Annotated in this window: 18 protein-coding genes, 1 tRNA gene and 1 pseudogene; 11 read left to right on the forward strand and 9 right to left on the reverse strand. The window is 73.0% G+C overall.

Annotated elements, in window-relative coordinates; translation table 11 throughout:
- Window positions 1-410: 410 nt before the first annotated feature.
- Window positions 411-623: pseudogene (locus ACWIX6_RS15810) on the reverse strand (IS3 family transposase); the annotation flags it as partial.
- An 85-nt stretch (window positions 624-708) separates the two neighbouring features.
- The gene (locus ACWIX6_RS15815) at window positions 709-1,164 is read right to left on the reverse strand and encodes a DUF6326 family protein (protein ID WP_448613388.1); all 456 of its coding nucleotides are present in this window, start codon (window positions 1,162-1,164) and stop codon (window positions 709-711) included.
- 230 nt (window positions 1,165-1,394) lie between these two features.
- Between ACWIX6_RS15815 and ACWIX6_RS15820 the strand changes: the two genes are divergently transcribed.
- The 5 genes from ACWIX6_RS15820 to ACWIX6_RS15840 all read left to right on the forward strand — a co-directional run bounded on the left by ACWIX6_RS15820 (window position 1,395) and on the right by ACWIX6_RS15840 (window position 5,878).
- Entirely contained in the window at window positions 1,395-2,540 is a 1,146-nt protein-coding gene (locus ACWIX6_RS15820) for a sensor histidine kinase (protein ID WP_448613389.1), read from the forward strand.
- Window positions 2,537-3,184, forward strand: coding sequence for a response regulator (locus tag ACWIX6_RS15825; RefSeq protein ID WP_448613390.1), 648 nt, complete (start codon window positions 2,537-2,539; stop codon window positions 3,182-3,184). The genes ACWIX6_RS15820 and ACWIX6_RS15825 overlap by 4 nt, the downstream gene beginning before the upstream one ends.
- 358 nt (window positions 3,185-3,542) lie before the next feature.
- Complete coding sequence (locus ACWIX6_RS15830; protein ID WP_448613391.1) at window positions 3,543-4,391, forward strand: DUF4386 domain-containing protein; 849 nt, start codon at window positions 3,543-3,545, stop codon at window positions 4,389-4,391.
- Window positions 4,388-4,822 carry a DUF6326 family protein gene (locus ACWIX6_RS15835; RefSeq protein WP_448613392.1) on the forward strand — a complete coding sequence of 145 codons (435 nt, stop codon included), beginning with the start codon at window positions 4,388-4,390 and terminating at the stop codon, window positions 4,820-4,822. The genes ACWIX6_RS15830 and ACWIX6_RS15835 overlap by 4 nt, the downstream gene beginning before the upstream one ends.
- A gap of 408 nt (window positions 4,823-5,230) precedes the next feature.
- Window positions 5,231-5,878: a hypothetical protein gene (locus tag ACWIX6_RS15840; RefSeq protein WP_448613393.1), complete on the forward strand. Its 648-nt coding sequence runs from the start codon at window positions 5,231-5,233 to the stop codon at window positions 5,876-5,878.
- A 302-nt stretch (window positions 5,879-6,180) separates the two neighbouring features.
- On the opposite strand, the gene ACWIX6_RS15845 is transcribed toward ACWIX6_RS15840, so the two are convergent.
- Entirely contained in the window at window positions 6,181-6,888 is a 708-nt protein-coding gene (locus ACWIX6_RS15845; protein ID WP_448613394.1) for a hypothetical protein, read from the reverse strand.
- A gap of 207 nt (window positions 6,889-7,095) precedes the next feature.
- Between ACWIX6_RS15845 and ACWIX6_RS15850 the strand changes: the two genes are divergently transcribed.
- The gene (locus ACWIX6_RS15850) at window positions 7,096-7,476 is read left to right on the forward strand and encodes a hypothetical protein (protein WP_448613395.1); all 381 of its coding nucleotides are present in this window, start codon (window positions 7,096-7,098) and stop codon (window positions 7,474-7,476) included.
- Window positions 7,477-7,915: 439 nt separating this feature from the next.
- On the opposite strand, the gene ACWIX6_RS15855 is transcribed toward ACWIX6_RS15850, so the two are convergent.
- Both ACWIX6_RS15855 and ACWIX6_RS15860 read right to left on the reverse strand, forming a co-directional pair.
- Window positions 7,916-8,602: a hypothetical protein gene (locus tag ACWIX6_RS15855; RefSeq protein ID WP_448613396.1), complete on the reverse strand. Its 687-nt coding sequence runs from the start codon at window positions 8,600-8,602 to the stop codon at window positions 7,916-7,918.
- 557 nt (window positions 8,603-9,159) lie between these two features.
- Window positions 9,160-9,234: transfer RNA gene (locus ACWIX6_RS15860), tRNA-Ile, on the reverse strand.
- Between the two features lie 89 nt (window positions 9,235-9,323).
- Here ACWIX6_RS15860 and ACWIX6_RS15865 point away from each other — a divergent pair.
- Complete coding sequence (locus ACWIX6_RS15865) at window positions 9,324-9,704, forward strand: hypothetical protein (protein WP_448613395.1); 381 nt, start codon at window positions 9,324-9,326, stop codon at window positions 9,702-9,704.
- 126 nt (window positions 9,705-9,830) lie between these two features.
- On the opposite strand, the gene ACWIX6_RS15870 is transcribed toward ACWIX6_RS15865, so the two are convergent.
- Window positions 9,831-10,055 carry a DUF3263 domain-containing protein gene (locus ACWIX6_RS15870; protein ID WP_448613397.1) on the reverse strand — a complete coding sequence of 75 codons (225 nt, stop codon included), beginning with the start codon at window positions 10,053-10,055 and terminating at the stop codon, window positions 9,831-9,833.
- 75 nt (window positions 10,056-10,130) lie between these two features.
- Here ACWIX6_RS15870 and ACWIX6_RS15875 point away from each other — a divergent pair, with 75 nt between their 5' ends.
- Together ACWIX6_RS15875 and ACWIX6_RS15880 are read left to right on the forward strand one after the other, a co-directional pair.
- Window positions 10,131-10,625 carry a DUF2505 domain-containing protein gene (locus tag ACWIX6_RS15875; protein ID WP_448613398.1) on the forward strand — a complete coding sequence of 165 codons (495 nt, stop codon included), beginning with the start codon at window positions 10,131-10,133 and terminating at the stop codon, window positions 10,623-10,625.
- A gap of 94 nt (window positions 10,626-10,719) precedes the next feature.
- Window positions 10,720-11,229 carry a GAF domain-containing protein gene (locus ACWIX6_RS15880; RefSeq protein WP_448613399.1) on the forward strand — a complete coding sequence of 170 codons (510 nt, stop codon included), beginning with the start codon at window positions 10,720-10,722 and terminating at the stop codon, window positions 11,227-11,229.
- Here the strand turns inward: ACWIX6_RS15880 and ACWIX6_RS15885 are convergent.
- Both ACWIX6_RS15885 and ACWIX6_RS15890 read right to left on the reverse strand, forming a co-directional pair.
- The gene (locus tag ACWIX6_RS15885) at window positions 11,203-12,234 is read right to left on the reverse strand and encodes a potassium channel family protein (RefSeq protein ID WP_448613400.1); all 1,032 of its coding nucleotides are present in this window, start codon (window positions 12,232-12,234) and stop codon (window positions 11,203-11,205) included. The two genes, ACWIX6_RS15880 and ACWIX6_RS15885, sit on opposite strands and share 27 nt — an antisense overlap.
- A 98-nt stretch (window positions 12,235-12,332) precedes the next feature.
- A complete protein-coding gene (locus ACWIX6_RS15890) occupies window positions 12,333-12,881 on the reverse strand; it encodes a universal stress protein (RefSeq protein WP_448613401.1) in 549 nt (182 codons plus the stop codon).
- Window positions 12,882-13,029: 148 nt separating this feature from the next.
- Between ACWIX6_RS15890 and ACWIX6_RS15895 the strand changes: the two genes are divergently transcribed.
- The gene (locus tag ACWIX6_RS15895; RefSeq protein ID WP_448613402.1) at window positions 13,030-13,539 is read left to right on the forward strand and encodes a mycothiol transferase; all 510 of its coding nucleotides are present in this window, start codon (window positions 13,030-13,032) and stop codon (window positions 13,537-13,539) included.
- A gap of 41 nt (window positions 13,540-13,580) precedes the next feature.
- The gene (locus tag ACWIX6_RS15900) at window positions 13,581-14,819 is read left to right on the forward strand and encodes an acyl-CoA dehydrogenase family protein (RefSeq protein ID WP_448613403.1); all 1,239 of its coding nucleotides are present in this window, start codon (window positions 13,581-13,583) and stop codon (window positions 14,817-14,819) included.
- Here the strand turns inward: ACWIX6_RS15900 and ACWIX6_RS15905 are convergent.
- Complete coding sequence (locus ACWIX6_RS15905) at window positions 14,761-15,582, reverse strand: helix-turn-helix transcriptional regulator (RefSeq protein ID WP_448613404.1); 822 nt, start codon at window positions 15,580-15,582, stop codon at window positions 14,761-14,763. The genes ACWIX6_RS15900 and ACWIX6_RS15905 overlap by 59 nt on opposite strands.
- Between the last annotated feature and the right edge of the window lie 77 nt (window positions 15,583-15,659).

The following is a 15,659-nucleotide window of genomic DNA, read 5'->3' on the forward strand; positions in this document are numbered from 1 at the left end:
TCCGGCCTGGTTCCCATCGCCGACCCCATGCGCTTCCAGTGGCCCGGCTGGTGGATCGCCGTCGTCCGGACCGCCGATACCGACGTCGCCACCGTCGCCTTCGGTATCCCGCCGGGCATCGTGCTCAGCCCGCAGGACCCGACCCAGCTGGGCCGGGTCACCGCCGAGCTGCCCAGCACCGCCGCCTACGCCGTCGCCTCGCTGGATCCGGTCCTCCGGCCCGTTGCGGCCACGCCGGACCTGCACGGCACGGTGGAGGCGCTCGCGATCGAGCCCGCCGCCGAAGCCGAGATGCAGGTGCTCGAGGTCGCCGGGGCGGTCACCGGGCGCGGCCTCGAGGGGGACCGGTACGCCGCCCGGGCCGACACCTTCACCCCGCGCGGCGACAAGCGCCCCGGCTACGACCTGACTACCCACACGGCATCGGGTCGGGCCGGGGAGAACCGGCGTTGCACCAGCTCAGCTGCCCCTAGGGCACCCGGATCGGCGATGGTCGTGCGGTGCCGGCGACCGCGGCGCACACCTTCCAGGTCGAGCTGGCGCATCAATCGCTCGACGGTGCACCGGGCCACCGGAACACCTTTGCGGTTGAGCGCCAGCCAGGCCTTGCGGGCGCCGTAGACGCTCGCGTGCCTCCATCATGACCGGGACCCGTTGTGGAGGGATGGGGTGGGGCGAGCGGAGGATGGTCGGGCGCGGGGCGGGCGGTCAGGCCTGCTGCGGCGCGCGGAGCGGCTCGTTGTCGAGGCTGGTTGCCCTGGTCGCCGGTGATGTGGTGCGGCGGGGCCAGGTCCAGGCTGAGCGCAGGATGAAGGCTAGGAGCAGCAGCTCGAGTCCGATGGAGAGGCCGTAGAAGAAGGCCCAGTCCCAGGACTCCCCTAGCGCGTTGTACATCGAGACGGGGATGTACAGCGTTGCCAGGACGAGGTTCGTGGCGCGGTTCACCCGGGCGGGAAGCGTCATGGAGAGCATCACCATCAGGGCCGGGATGGCCACGATCGTGAGCCCGATGGCGAGGAAGGCCGGGCCGATGTCGAATTCATAGACGACGCCGGCCCGGATGGCGTCGATGGCGCTGGGCTTGTACAGATGGAAGTAGTCGACGTAGATGTACAGGAACATGATGCTGGTCCATGCGGCTGCGAGCTTGGCCTGCACGGGCATGCGCAGATCGTCCAGCTCGCTGCGGGACGGCAGACTCTCTCGTGCGGTGTGGGATCGAGGCGTTCTCATCACGATGCTCCGTGGCTTGATCGGGTGGGTGCTCCCACCTTCACGGCTGCCGGCGGCGCGCACATCAGCCCCGGAGCCTGATCCGACCTGGCCGTTGGCACAGCCGAGCTGTCGTACTTTCGGCCGATCCCCCGATCACGCGGGCTGCCTAGGCTGATCGGATGGCCACCAGCGCACTCCACGCGCTGTGGGTCGAACCTCGACCCACGAATGCCCCGGACCGGGGGCCGCGGGACTGGGCCTTGGTCACAGCACTGGCCGGCTGGTCCCTCGTGGAAGCGGTGCTCCGCCATGACCTGGCGCCGCGCCCGCTGCTGCTGCTCGACACGCTCGCGCTCCTCGGCCCCCTGCTGTGGCGACGCTCGCACCCGCTCGTCGCGGTTGCGGTCTCCTTCGGCACGTTGACGATCGTCGACATCGTCAGGATCCTCACCGGGTCGCACGGCGGCCTGCTGAACAGCACGTCCGCGGCGCTGATCCTGGCCTACGCCCTGTTCCGGTGGGGCTCCGGTCGGGAAGCCGCACTCGGCCTCGGCGTCATCCTGCTCTGGCAGCCCATCACCACCGTCGCCGACCTCATGAGCCTGTGGGCGACGGTCGGGTCGTACGCGTTCTTCCTGTTCGCCGCCGCGCTCGGCGCCGCAATCCGCTATCGCGCGAAGTTCCGCATCCGCGACATCGACCAGGCCAAGGCCCGCGAACGCGAGCAGCTCGCTCGTGAACTCCATGACACCGTGGCCCATCACGTGTCGGGCATCGCCATCCAGGCCCAGGCAGGACGTGCCATGGCGGCCTCCCACCCCGAGCGTGCCGTCGAGGCCCTGGCCGTCATCGAGGACGCAGCGACCCGCACCCTCACCGAGCTGCGCGCCATCGTCGGCGTGCTCCGCGCCACACAGGACACCGAGTTCGCGCCGCAGCCCGGCGTGGCCGAGGTCGAGCAGCTCGCCACCGATGGCCCGACGCGTCCCTGCGTCGAGGTGACGCTCTCTGGCCAGTTCGACGACCTCAGCCCGGCGGTCGGGGCCGCGATCTACCGCCTGGCCCAAGAGTCCGTCACCAACGCCCGACGGCACGCCCGCCACGCGACCCAGGTCACCGTCGCCGTCACAGGCGACGCCGACCGGGTACGGCTGACCATCGACGACGACGGCGCCGCCGCTGGCGGCCGCGCCCCAGCTGGCTACGGACTGGTGGGCATGCGGGAACGCGCTTCCCTGCTGGGCGGCACCTTCTCCGCGGGCCCCGCCGCCGAGCGCGGCTGGCGGGTGGAGGCGGTCCTGCCCAGAACCGGGACGCCACGATGAGCATCAGGGTCCTCATCGCCGACGACCAGCCCATCGTGCGCACCGGGCTGACGATGCTGCTCGACGCCCAACCCGACATCGACGTGATCGGTGCGGCCGCCGACGGGCGCGAGGCAGTCCGCCTGGCGCTCCAGCTGCGCCCCGACGTCGGCCTGTTCGACATCCGGATGCCGCTGATGGACGGCATCGAAGCCACCCGACGCCTCGCCGGCCCCGACGTTCCCGACCCCCTGCCCATCGTGGTCATCACCACCTTCGACCTCGACGAGTACGTCCACGGGGCGCTCAAGGCCGGCGCCCGCGGGTTCCTGCTCAAGGACGCCGGCCCCGCCCTGCTGACCCAGGCCATCCACGCCGCCGCCGACGGGAACGCACTGATCGCGCCCAGCGTGACCGTCCGACTGCTCGCAGCGTTCGCCCACGCACAGACCTCGCGACCGGTGCAGCCGATGGAACCGCTCACCGCCCGCGAGGAGGAAGTCCTCGTGCCGGTGGCCCAAGGCCGCACCAACGACGAGATCGCCAGCGAGCTCTACATCAGCCCGAGCACCGTCAAGGCCCACCTCGCCAGCCTCATGCGAAAGCTCGGCGCCCGGAACCGCGTCGAGGTCGCCATGTGGGCCCACGAGACCGGCCGCGTCTGACGCCGCACAGGCTCCCGCCGCCGTCTGCCGCCCCCCAGCGTCACAGAGCGGCGTGCACCCCTCGGAGGGACGCTGCGTCCTCTCCTCGGATGACGGGCTGCACAGCGCGCGGGTCCGAGGCCGACCACGACACGACCACGGCGGCGAGCACCCGGTCCCGCCACACTCGGACCGGCGGGTGCGAAGGGCGAGGCTCGCCCACAGGCCTGAAGGCATCTCCCGCCATGCCCACAGCCCAGGGAGGAGTGTCCCGGGGCGGATCAGCCGAAAGTACGAGGCGCGAGCCGTCCCCGCGACCAGGCCGACCCGAGCCCGCGGACGGATGTGCCCGTGCAGTTGCGCCCTCATCGTGACGTCCATGGCGATCGATCACCGAAGGCTCCTGGTTGCGGTCAAGGGCCCACTCCGGGCAGCCGGCGCCCTGTACCTGCTCGTGGTCGTCCTGGGCGGCGTAGCCCAGCTCGTTGCCCGTGCCGGAGTCCGCCTACCGGGCGCCGCAACGTCCGCCGGACAGCACATGGACGCCCAGCCGGCCACGTCCCAGGTCAGCATCGTCGCCGACATCGCGATGGCCGCGCTGTTCGTCTCCGTCGGGATCGCGCTCTACCTGCTGCTCAGGCACGTCGATCGGCACGCCACAGAGGCGACGGTCGTCGTCCTCACCGTGAGCGCGGGGCTTCTCCTCGTGAACTCGCTCTTCTACCTCGCCGCCGTGCTCGGCGAATCCGATCCCCTCCACCACGCCCTGGACGCTCACCCCTCCGGCGGCCTCGTCGAGCGCCTGCTCAGCATGCACGACCACGGGTACACGATCGCCGGGATCTCCTTCGGCCTGTGTCTGCTGCCCCTCGGCCACCTGGCCTACCGGTCGAGCCGGATCCCCCGGGTGCTCAGCACCCTGCTCACCATCAGCTTGGTCCTCGACGCGCTGATCCGGCTCCTCCGGCCCGACCTGCCGGCACTCATCCACACCCTCATCGCCCCACCTCCCGTGGCGGACCTCTGGCTGACCCTGTACCTGGTCGCCAAGGGAGGGCTCGGGCCCAGGCGCGCCCGGACCGCTGTGGCGCCGGCGAGAGCTGAGCAAGCCGCGGCCGCTCGTCCAAGACCGTCGTGCGGTGTCCGCCAGGCCGAGTCGAGGACGACCGGGCCAGCCCCCAGTGCATCGACCGTCCCATCCTCGCCACACCCAGGAGGAACACCATGAGCATGCAGACGAAGCTGTCCACCTTGTGGATCTTCGTGACGCTGAACACCATCTACTGCGACGTCACCGGCTTCCAGGACTCCGACGTGCTGGAGCAGTACCTCGCGGGCAACCTCGGTGGCCTGCAGATGACGCAGGGATTCTTGCTCGCGAGCGCGATCTACGTGGAGATCAAGGTCTCCATGGTCCTGCTGTCCCGGCTGCTGGGGCACCGCGCGAACCGCCGGGCGAACATCGCAGCGGGCGCGTTCATGACTCTCGTGCAGATGGCGACCTTGCCCTTGGGATCTGAGGTGACCGGCTACTACGCCTTCTTCTCCGTCATCGCGGCGAAGACCACCGCGTACATCGCCTGGTCTGCCTTCACGTGGTCCGAAACGGACGTCCGGCCCGGGCTGCGGGACCGGGAGTCCCCGGCATCCCCGCGGTGACCGAGCCGCCGGCCGCCCCCATCCCGGCGACTCCTCGCGGTGCGCGCATCCCCGTCCCGCCTTTCCCCGACTGCTCCAGAGGGGCGTCATGTCCCGCACCCGTACTCCCCGGCCCGGAGAGTCCGCCCTCTCTCGCTTCCTGAGGCGACACGCCATGCGGCCCGTGGTCGCCGCCCTGTGCGCGATGGCCCCCTGGGCCGCCCGGACCTCCGCGCCGGTGCTCCTGCTGAGCAGCCGCCACGACCGGGCCACCCCGCACCGCAACGCCGTCCGCGTGCACGACCTGTCGGAGACCGCTCGGAGAGGAGAACCGTCATGCCTGGTGCCAGCCTTGCGCCGTCCCCCCAAGAGGTTCGAGAGGATCCCCCCGTTGCCCGTCCGCCCTACCGGTTCGTCACCGCGCTCGGCTTGGCCGGCGCCACGCTGCTGACGGGCGGGACCCTGCTCCACCCTGCGCACGCCGACGCGGGCATACCGGCTGCGGCCTTCGCCGAGTACGCCGACGCCAGCCGAGGCCTGTGGGTGACTGTCCACCTGCTGCAACTGGGTGGCGTCGCCGGCCTCGTCCTGGTGATCGTCCTGCTGGCCCGGGCGGTCGACGGCACGCGGGGATCGGCCTGGGCGCGGGTGACCGCGGTGTTCGGCACGGCCGGGCTGGCGACCGCCGCCGTCCTGCAGGCGGTCGACGGGGTCGCGCTCAAGGCCGCCGTCGACCTGTGGTCGGGCGCTGACGAGGACCGCCCGGCTCTGTTCGCGGCGGCGCTGGCGGTGCGGCAGGTCGAGATCGGGCTGGACGCGCTCTTCGCCCTGCTGCTGGCCGCGGCCTTCCTCGCGTTCGGGTTCGGCCTGCTGACCGCGCCCGCCGGCAGCCGAGGGCTGGGCGCCCTGGCCGTCCTCGCTGCGGGGGCGGCCGCCGTCAACGGCGTCACGCTGGCCCTGAGCGGCTTCTCGGCCGCGACGATGCTCGCCACGACGGTCAGCGGTGCGCTGGCTCTGGTGTGGATGCTCCTGGTCGCTGTCTCGAGCTGGCGCCGGGTGCTCATCGAGCGCGCCTGACGTCCCTCACGGTTCCTCCTGCGGTTCTGGCGGGACCAGGTGACTTCCCCCACCTGCGCAGGGCACGAACCCCCGACAGCCGCCCCACCGGGTCCGACCTCCGGTTCGGCCCTGTGGACGGGCCGGTCGGGCCCCACGGCACCCACAGGTGGGCACGGCGCAGATCGATGGGTGCCGCCGATGCCGCCATCGAGTCCGGAGACAGCGGGCACGTCGTCCGACGTGCCGAGCCGGCGCCGCGACCCGCCTCACGCGACGTCCGCTCCGGGACGTTCCTCGCCGGCGTCGCGGCTGGTCGGCGGTCAGGCGACGACGGATGCCCGTTCTCTGCGCGCCGAGAGCAGGACGCCGACCCCGAGGACGAGCACCAGCAGCTGGAAGGCCGGCACGGCCAGCCCCTGGAAGGGGCTCTCCAGGCCGCTGTAGGCCACATCGACCCCGACCGCGACCGAGATGAGCCCGGCCAGCGCGGCCACCCAGCCGACCCAGGCGACCACGGCGCGAGTCGTCAGCATCGTCGCCCCGAAGAGCAGCAGGGCCACGCCCAGCGTCACGCGGAAGTAGCTCTGCAGGCCCCACTCCGTCCAGCGCACCACCTCGGCGTCGCCGAGACGGACGGTCTCTTCGGATCCGTCGGCGGCGACCCAGGCGTCCACGGCCTGCTTCAGCGTCACCCCGTCGACGGCCTGCAGCACCGCCCACACCGCGGCGGTGGCCACCGTCGCCCCGGCGGCGAAGGCCGACAGCCGCGGGGCCAGCCGCCGCAACACCAGATGCAGGACGAGCAGCCCGCCCAGAGCGGCGAGCACGCCGACGAACTGGGCGAAGTGCACCCACTCCCACGCGGCGCTCGCCGCGTAGCGGGCGAAGACGTCCTCGTGGACGTCCTCGTTTCCACCGGGATGGAACAGGACGGTGACCACGGTGGTGAAGAGGAACCCACCCAGGAGCAGCGTCCCACTGGAGCGCAGGAGCTCACGGTCGGTCTGGGTGCCCGGTGCCGACGTCATGTCCACCCCCTCCGCCGAACGGCGGCCACGGGCCGAGCGTAGTGACCGCACCGGCCGCGGAGAACGGGTCGCGCCACGGGCCGGAGCAGGAGCCGACCGGCGCGGCGCCTGCCGGCAGCGCCGACGTCCTCCCCGCCCCGGCAGATGCGGTCGACGCCGACGGCCCGGGGTGACGGAGGTGTCGGACGTGCAGGGCACCATCCCGGCATGGTCGCCTTCTTCGTCCCCCGGGCCAGCGACGGCGAGCAGGCGGACCGGCTCTACGACGCCTTCGCCGAGTTCGCCGGCTGCGAGCCCGCACCCCCGGACCGGCGGGTCCACTCCATCGCCTTCACCCAGGACGGGGCCCGGTGGGTCGCCGAGGTGGGGCAGGAGCTGCGCGGCGAGCGGACCACGCGGCAGCTGCGCCGCGGCGAGCTCATCGAGCGCACCCACACCCTGACCTCGACGTCCCGGGTGCTCGCGGTCTACCCCGGGTCGCCGTTCACGGTCGTCACCGACGCCCAGCCGATCACCTCGGCACCGTCGGAGTGGGCCAACCCGTTCACCGCCGACCCCGACGAGGTGACGTACTTCGACCCGCGGTGACGGGCGGCTCGGGTGGCCCGCCGGGGCGGTCCACCCGAAACCCGCACCCCGGGACCACCGGTCGCCCGGCCGATGGCCTGGCTGGGGTTCGTCGCTTGGAGCGTCGTGGCCGTCGCGGTGATCGTGCTGGATCGCGGTGCGTGGCGAACCGCGCCCGCCGCGGCCCTGCCGGCGGTCCCGGGCCCGCCGCCCCGCGAGACGACCGCGGCCGGCCTGTGACGGCCCGAGCAGACGTCATGACCCCTGCATCCCCGCCCCACGGAGCGCTTCGGGATCGAGCACTCATCGTCTCGGCACCGATGGACCGCGTCTCCACTGCCGTGCTCGCCACCGCCGTGACCCGGGCCGGGGGGCTCGACCCCGTTCGCCGCCGGCAGCGCTCCCGGCTCATCCAGTCCTCGTCGCCGTACCCGCCGCCGATGAGCCCGGTGCGCTGCACTCAGGCGTCGGCCGTGGCCGGCTGCCTCCGCGTGCGCCAGACCACCCACGCGCCGCTGACCGCGACGAGCCCTGCGCCGATCAGGACGGTGGGGGGCGTGGCACGGGTCGTGAGGGCGCCGAGGATGATGCCGAAGGGGTACATCAGCAGCGCCGCGAGGATCCACAGCAGGCCCGGCCACACGGTGAGCGTGCCGGAACGCCACATGGCGATGCCCAAGAGCACGTTCCCGATGAAGCCCACAAGGATCGCGGCCAGCATGACGAACGCCTGGACGTTGTCAGCCGTGCTGGCGGGCAGCTTGTCGAGGTTCATCCCGGCCAGGTACGCCTGCCCCTCCAACGGAGGCCCGAATGCGGAGAGTCCTGTGAAGAGCAGGAAGAGGCACTGGCCGAACAGCGCGACGGCCATCGCCCAGAGAGCCAGCCGCGCAGCGCGCGTGCGGACCAGGTGGGCCCCCAGGGCGACGGTCCCGAAGATGACGAAGATGAGACCGAGCCCGCTGCCGAGCACATGCGTGAGGACGTACTCCGGCTCGGTGACGAACCGGGACCAGGCCTCGTACTCCTCGTCGGGGTTCGGTTGCGGCTCGCGGGCGGCCCACAGGGTCAGCACCCCGTAGAGGGGGAGCCCCACGAGCCCGGCACGAATCCAGCCCTCAACGTCCGGTGCGGTCGTCGTGCTCACCCCCCGGGGCCCTCCTGCGGGTCCGCTGGCGCCGTCGGGCAACACGGCGTCGCCGGGAGCTGAGCCAGTGGGTCGGTGAGTGGACATGGTCCTACCTCCAGTGAGGAGCAGGAGGGAACGCCCGGTGCGGGGGCGCATCGGGCAGCAGGCCGGCGACCTCCAGGGCGGGTGCCCGCGGCAGTCCAGCGGTCTCGCGGGACCAGCGGTTCTCGACGCCTTCGGCCACCCCCGCACCATGGCTCAGGACGCAGGCCTTCCGCATCCGTAGGACTCCGGAGCAACTACGGGTCTTCTGCCGGTGGAGGGCTGCACCGGCGTCGCGGATCGTCCGCCACGGTCCCGGTCCCGGTGCCGCGCCTGTCGCGTGCCGAGATCGCGGCCTGGACCGTGGCGCACCGACGCGCCTGCCTGGTGCTCACCTCGCCGGCCGTCGACGTCGGGCACGCCGGGCAGTCGGTGCAGCCACGCCTCGGGCCGGTGGACGTCGTCCGTCGCGTTCACTGGCCTCCACGCCCCAGCGACCGGGCCGTCGAGTCGAGGACCTGCATGGACACCAGTGGGGCCGGGTGGGGCTCGAACCCACGACCCAGGGATCATGAGTTCCATGCTCTGACCAGCTGAGCTACCGCCCCGTCTCGCTCTCACAACCTGCCAGACGCGCCCCGGTACCCGCCCGCACGCGTACGGCGGGGTCGTCGGACGTGCAGGGCACCATCCCGGCATGGTCGCCTTCTTCGTCCCCCGGGCCAGCGACGGCGAGCAGGCGGACCGGCTCTACGACGCCTTCGCCGAGTTTGCCGGCTGCGAGCCCGCACCCCCGGACCGGCGGGTCCACTCCATCGCCTTCACCCAGGACGGGGCCCGGTGGGTCGCCGAGGTGGGGCAGGAGCTGCGCGGCGAGCGGACCACGCGGCAGCTGCGCCGCGGCGAGCTCATCGAGCGCACCCACACCCTGACCTCGACGTCCCGGGTGCTCGCGGTCTACCCCGGGTCGCCGTTCACGGTCGTCACCGACGCCCAGCCGATCACCTCGGCACCGTCGGAGTGGGCCAACCCGTTCACCGCCGACCCCGACGAGGTGACGTACTTCGACCCGCGGTGACGGGCGGCTCGGGTGGCCCGCTCAGGCCGGGGAGCGCAGAGTGGTCGCCAGGTGCTGCGGGCAGCCCGGGAACCCGGAGTGACCAGGCTCCGCCGGTCCAGCCCAGGGCTGGTGGAGCCGCTCCGGTCAGCGCCGGGTACGCGCCGCGCGCAGCCGCCGCAGGCGACGCACCAGCGCCGGGCGGGCCGCCTCCGCCTCCGGCCGGTCCACCAGGGTGTTCAGCCGCTGGTAGTAGCGGGTCGGCGCCAGGCCGAACTGGCCGCGGATCTCGTTCTCCTTGGCGGCCGGCTGGCGCCACCACTGGTCCTCGAAGTCCAGCAGGGCGAGCTCGTCGACGGTCAACTCGGGCACGGGGAGAACGGTAGCGGCGGGTACCGACAGGTTCGGCCGCCGCGCGGCTCCTGCTCCGGCGACCGAGGATGAGCCGTGCCCATCGACCACAGCGCGACCTACGCAGCCGGCCCGGACGCGGTGCTCGACGTCCTCACCGACGAGGCGTTCCTGCGGGAACGCGCCACCGCCCTCGGCGCCATCGTCCAGGACGTGCGGATCACCCAGACCGCGGGCGGGCGCGAGACGACCGTGCGCCTGCTGTCCCCGACGGCCGGCATCCCCCCGGTCTTCGCCCGGTTCGTCGGAGCCGAGGTGACCATCGTCGACCGGCAGACCTGGACGCCGGACGGGCACGCCGGGCACCGGGCCCAGGTCGACGTCTCCACGACCATCTTCGGCCGGAGCGCCGGCGTGACCGGGGAACGCCGGCTGGTGGCCGCCGACGGAGGGACGCGCTCGACGATGACCGGTGAGGCGTCGGTCGACGCGCCCCTGGTCGGCCGGCAGGCCGAGGCGGGGGTCCGCGAGCTGGCGGTGATCGTCCTCGAGCGCGAGCACCAGGTCCTGCAGCGCTGGCTGAGGTCCTGACCCACGGGCGGAGGAGACGGTTGGGTCACGGGGCGCACCGACCCATTGACGGAGCAGCTCAGGGGACTTATAGAACGGCATGGTTCCGATCGCCGTGGGTGATGTCGTCCCGTTCGACGACTGGCCCGCGGCCACCCGCGCCGCGCTCGCCTTCCTGCACCGCACCGTCGGCATGGAGGTGTGGCTGATGACCCAGGTGGTGGGCGACCAGCAGGTCGTGCTCTCCGCCCATCCGGCTGAGCTGGTGCCCAGCGGGACGTCCGTGCCCTGGGACCGCAGCCTGTGCCGGCGGATGGTCAGCGGCCACGGCCCCCGCGTGTCGACGGTCACCGCCGCCACCCCCGAATACGCCCAGCTGCTGCAGGGCCCGATCGAGCGGGTGGCCGCCTACGTCGGGGTGCCCGTGGTCAACCGGGACGGCTCGGTCTTCGGCACCCTCTGCGGGGTGTCCACCCGCGCCCAGCCCCGCAGCCTGGCGCGCAGCCTGCCGGTCGTGGAGATGACCGCCCGGATGCTGAGCACCGTGCTCGCCCTCACCGGTCCGCCCGACGAGGTCGATCGAACGGCCGCGGCCGGGTCAGCGGGCGGCGGCCAGCTCCTCTGACGCGATCCGCCGGGTGGCGACGTAGTACACCGTCGTCCCGGCCCTGATCGGCCGGTCCCACGGAGGGCTGACCGTGAGGCCCTGCTCGTCGCGCACCGCCAGCGCCGTCGCCCCGAAGGTCTCCCCCAGGTGCACCTGGCACGCGCCGAAGGTGGCGAACCGTTGCCCTGCGGGCAGCCGCAGCGAGTAGGTGTTGCCGTGCCCGCCGGCGCTCATCAGGTCGGTGTAGACCTCGGTGAGCCCGGGGTCGGACGCCTCCTCGGTGATCAGCGTGGGCATGTGCCACTGCACGCAGGCGATCCCCGGGTCGACGTAGCGCAGGTTCTCCCGCCGACCGAGGTCGCGCAGCGCCGCGACCGTGTGCACGCCCGGGTTGGCGTGCTGGACGGCGACGGCGATGGCCAGCGTCTCGTTGTCGTCCCGACCGTCGATCACGACGGTGCGGGCCCGGGCCACCGCGGCCCGGGCCATCACGTCGACGTGCGCGAGGTCGCCGCGGACGAAGGACACCGCCGGCTGCTCGGGCACCGGGTTCTGGGGCACGTCGTCCCAGGCGCACAGCGCGATCCGGGCGCCCGGCTCGACGGACAGCTCGGCCAGGATCCGCTCGGTCCGGCCCGGCGTGTACCCCAGGACGACGACGTGATCTGCCAGGTCCAGTCCGACCACACCTCTCAGGCGCTTGCCGCGGGCCGTCTGCAGACGCTCGGCCAGCCGCGTGAACAGCAGCGTCAGCGTGACGATGCCACCGACGATGACGTAGGTGCCGACGAGGTGACCGCCCGCCGACACCGGGAAGAAGTCGCCGTACCCGACCGTGGCGGAGGTGACGACGAAGTACCACCAGTAGTTGGCCGGTGCGGCGATGTCGTTGTCCGCCGGCTCGACCAGCCACATCGCCAGCCAGCTGGTCAGGAAGACGAACACCAGGACGGCGAGCGGCAGCCGCCAGCCCAGCAGCCGGCTGCCCACCAGGCGGGCCAGCCGGGTGAGGAAGAAGATCACGGGCCTCCTCGACGGGACGACGGTCGGCGCAACCTACCGCCGCCGCGCCGCCGGCGGGCCGGCTGCGGGCTCGGTGCTGCAGGCTGGCTGCTGCGGGCTCAGACGAGAGGCAGGCCGCCGGCCGCGGCCGTGGCGTGCCGGGTCCGGCGCAGGTGCAGCCGCTCCCGGTGGGCCTCCGGCGAGTGGACGACCGTCACCGGGCACGTCGCGTGCAGCACGCACTGCATGGTCACTGAGCCCAGCAGCATGCTGGTGAACCCGCCGTGGCCCTTGCTGCCGACGACCAGCAGCTCCGCCTGGTGCGACGCCTTGATGAGCGCGTCGGCCGCGGACCCCAGCTCGGCTCGCACCGTCACCGGCGGTGGGGGCTGCGGCCCCTCCGGCACGACGCTGGCGACGAAGGTCCGCGCCCGCTCCAGTGCCGCCGCGTGGTCCTGGTCCGGCCCGTAGGGGTTCACCCCGTAGAAGTCCATCCAGTAGTCCGGCGGGCGGTAGGCGCCCACCGCCTCCACCGGCAGCCCGCGCCGCACCGCGTCGTGCAGCGCGAACAGCAGTGCGGCACGGGCGCCCGGCGAGCCGTCGATGCCCACCACGACGCGTGGCCCGCGCGGTTCCTCGCCCTCGTACAGCGGAGCCGGTCCGGTCATGACGCACCTCCTCGGAGCCCCCGCGGTCCCCTGGGCGGCCCGCCGGAGCGCTCCCCCATGGCGTCCAGTGTCCTCAGCTCCCGCGGGGTGGACCAGGGTCCGCGTCGCGGCGATTGGCCCGCGGTCACCTGCGGGTAGCGCCGTCGGCATGGAGAGCCGGGACCTGCTGCTGACCGCCTTCGACAACGTCGAGGAGGTGGTCCGGGGAGCGCTCGAGGGGATCGACCCGGCGCTGCTGACCGCGCGGGTCGACCCCGGAGCCAACACGGTCGCCTGGCTGGTCTGGCACCTCACCCGGGTGCAGGACGACCACATCGCGGAGGTGGCCGGGCAGCCCCAGGCGTGGACGGCGGCCGGCTGGGCCGACCGCTTCGCGCTGCCGCTCGACCCCGCCGCCACCGGCTACGGCGCCAGCAGCGAGGAGGTCGCCGCGGTGCGGGTGACCGACCCCGACCTGCTCGTCGGCTACCACGCCGACGTGCACCGTCGGACGGCGGACTTCCTGCGCACGGTCACCGCGGAGGACCTCGACCGCGTCGTCGACACCCGCTGGGACCCACCGGTCACCCTCGGCGTCCGGCTGGTCAGCGTCGTCACCGACGACCTGCAGCACGCCGGGCAGGCGGCGCTGCTGCGCGGCGTCCTGGAGCGCCGCTGAACCCCCGGCCCCCGTCCCCGCCCGCGGGTAGCGTCGGCCGGGTGAGCAGCGCCGCCACCTCCGCCGCCGTCCCGCCCGTCGACTTCTACGCCCTCGAAGAGCTGCTGGACCCGGCCGAGATCGAGGTGCGGGACCGGGTCCGGGACTTCTGCGCCCGCGAGGTCACCCCGGTCATCAACGACTACTGGGAGCGCGCCGAGTTCCCCTTCGAGCTGCTGCCCAAGATGGCTCAGCTGAACATCGCCGGCGGGACGGTCGTCGGCTACGGGTCCCCGGGGATGAGCGCGGTCGCCGCCGGCCTGGTCGCCGCCGAGTGGGCGCGCGCCGACGGCAGCCTGGGCACCTTCTACGGCGTGCACAGCTTCCTGGCCATGCAGTCGATCGCCATGCTCGGCAGCGAGGAGCAGCGCGAGCGCTGGCTGCCGGCGATGGCCCGGATGGAGACGATCGGCGCCTTCGGCCTGACCGAGCCCCAGCACGGCTCGGACGCCGTCGCGCTGGAGACCCGGGCCCGGCGGGACGGCGACGAGTACGTGCTCACCGGCGCCAAGAAGTGGATCGGCAACGGCACGATCGCCGACCTGGTGCTCATCTGGGCCCGCGACGAGGACGGCGCCGTCGGTGGCTACGTCGTCCCCAAGGGCAGCATCGGGTGGACGGCCAGCGTGATGACCGGCAAGACCGCGCTGCGCGCGGTGTGGCAGGCCGAGATCACCCTCGACGGGGTGCGGGTGCCGGCGGAGAACAAGCTGGCCAACTGCTCCGGCTTCAAGGACGTCTCGCTCGTGCTGGACCGGACCCGCTACACCGTCGCCTGGCGGGCGCTGGGCGTGGCGCAGGCCGCCTACGAGCTGGCGCTGGCGCACACCCTGCAGCGGGAGCAGTTCGGCCAGCCGATCGCCGGCTACCAGCTGGTGCAGGAGAAGCTGGCCCGGATGCTCGCGGAGATCACCAGCATGCAGCTGCTCAGCTGGCGGCTGAGCAAGCTGGCCGACGCCGGGCGGATGACCGCGGCCATGGCCTCGCTGGCGAAGATGAACAACGCCAAGAAGGCCCGGACCATCCTGGCCGACGCCCGCGACCTGCTCGGCGGGGACGGCATCCTGCTGGAGCACCACGTGGCCCGGCACCACGCCGACATCGAGGCGATCTACACCTTCGAGGGCACCGACCACGTGCAGGCGCTCATCGTCGGCCGCGAGGTCACCGGCATCTCGGCGATCACCGGGCGCCGCCCCGCCCGGACGGCGCAGGCCCCGGAGCCGCCGCAGTCGATCTGACGTCGGGGGGCGCGTGCGGCAGGGCGATCGCCGCGGCGGCGGCGACGCTGTGCACGCCCAGCCGCTCGCGGACGTGCTCCATGTGCTTGCGCACGGTGCCCACCGAGATGAACAGCTGCCGGGCGATCACCGCGTAGGGGACGCCGGTCGCGGCCAGGGACAGCACCTCCCATTCCCGTGCGGTGAGTCGGGGAACCGAGGCCCGGCGGCGCTCGGCGTCGGCCCAAATCTCCTGCACCTGCGGCCGGAGCAGCGAGGCGAGCTGGCGGTCGCGCTCGGTGAAGGCCGGACCGGACCCGCGCATGAAGGCCACCCGCCGGACCTCGCCGGGAGCCGCCGGCAACGAGATGATCATGGTCCACCGGACCGGGTCCATGACCTCGGCGAGCGGGCCGGCCCGCCAGTCCCGGTCGGTGGCGTAGAAGTCGCAGGTGTGGATCACGCTGCGCAGGTCCCCGGTCAGCTGCGGCCACGAGCACATGGACTCCCACCAGACCGGCCAGAACGGTTCCTCCGGCGGGCTCGGCTCGGGGCGCTCCAGACCGAGGTGGACGTCCCCGGGCTCGACGCCCTGGATGAGCAAGCAGTGCCGGGCCCGGGGGACGTGGTGCTGGTAGTTGACCTCGACGTCGCACGGGACGAGCCGCTGCAGCCCCTCGAGCAGCGCCCACGGCAGCGCCTCGCCCGGGTCGTCGTCCCGGGCGTCCTCGATCACCCGGACCAGCCGGTCGACGTCGTCCGCGCGCAGCTCGCTGGTCGTCATGACTGCCTCCCCCGGCACCGACCGTGCGCCCGAACGCTAGGCCCGGGACGGGCCCCGGGGGAATACGCCCGTTGGCG

The organism is Modestobacter sp. URMC 112, assembly GCF_053502575.1.

Coding starts and splice junctions, on each gene's coding strand:
- ACWIX6_RS15890 (WP_448613401.1), bottom strand. CDS start 12,881: ATGACCGGACCGGCTCCGCTGTACGAGGGCGAGGAACCGCGCGGGCCA.
- ACWIX6_RS15865 (WP_448613395.1), top strand. CDS start 9,324: ATGGTCGCCTTCTTCGTCCCCCGGGCCAGCGACGGCGAGCAGGCGGAC.
- ACWIX6_RS15905 (WP_448613404.1), bottom strand. CDS start 15,582: ATGACGACCAGCGAGCTGCGCGCGGACGACGTCGACCGGCTGGTCCGG.
- ACWIX6_RS15850 (WP_448613395.1), top strand. CDS start 7,096: ATGGTCGCCTTCTTCGTCCCCCGGGCCAGCGACGGCGAGCAGGCGGAC.
- ACWIX6_RS15815 (WP_448613388.1), bottom strand. CDS start 1,164: ATGCCCGTGCAGGCCAAGCTCGCAGCCGCATGGACCAGCATCATGTTC.
- ACWIX6_RS15895 (WP_448613402.1), top strand. CDS start 13,030: ATGGAGAGCCGGGACCTGCTGCTGACCGCCTTCGACAACGTCGAGGAG.
- ACWIX6_RS15845 (WP_448613394.1), bottom strand. CDS start 6,888: ATGACGTCGGCACCGGGCACCCAGACCGACCGTGAGCTCCTGCGCTCC.
- ACWIX6_RS15830 (WP_448613391.1), top strand. CDS start 3,543: ATGGCGATCGATCACCGAAGGCTCCTGGTTGCGGTCAAGGGCCCACTC.
- ACWIX6_RS15825 (WP_448613390.1), top strand. CDS start 2,537: ATGAGCATCAGGGTCCTCATCGCCGACGACCAGCCCATCGTGCGCACC.
- ACWIX6_RS15820 (WP_448613389.1), top strand. CDS start 1,395: ATGGCCACCAGCGCACTCCACGCGCTGTGGGTCGAACCTCGACCCACG.
- ACWIX6_RS15835 (WP_448613392.1), top strand. CDS start 4,388: ATGAGCATGCAGACGAAGCTGTCCACCTTGTGGATCTTCGTGACGCTG.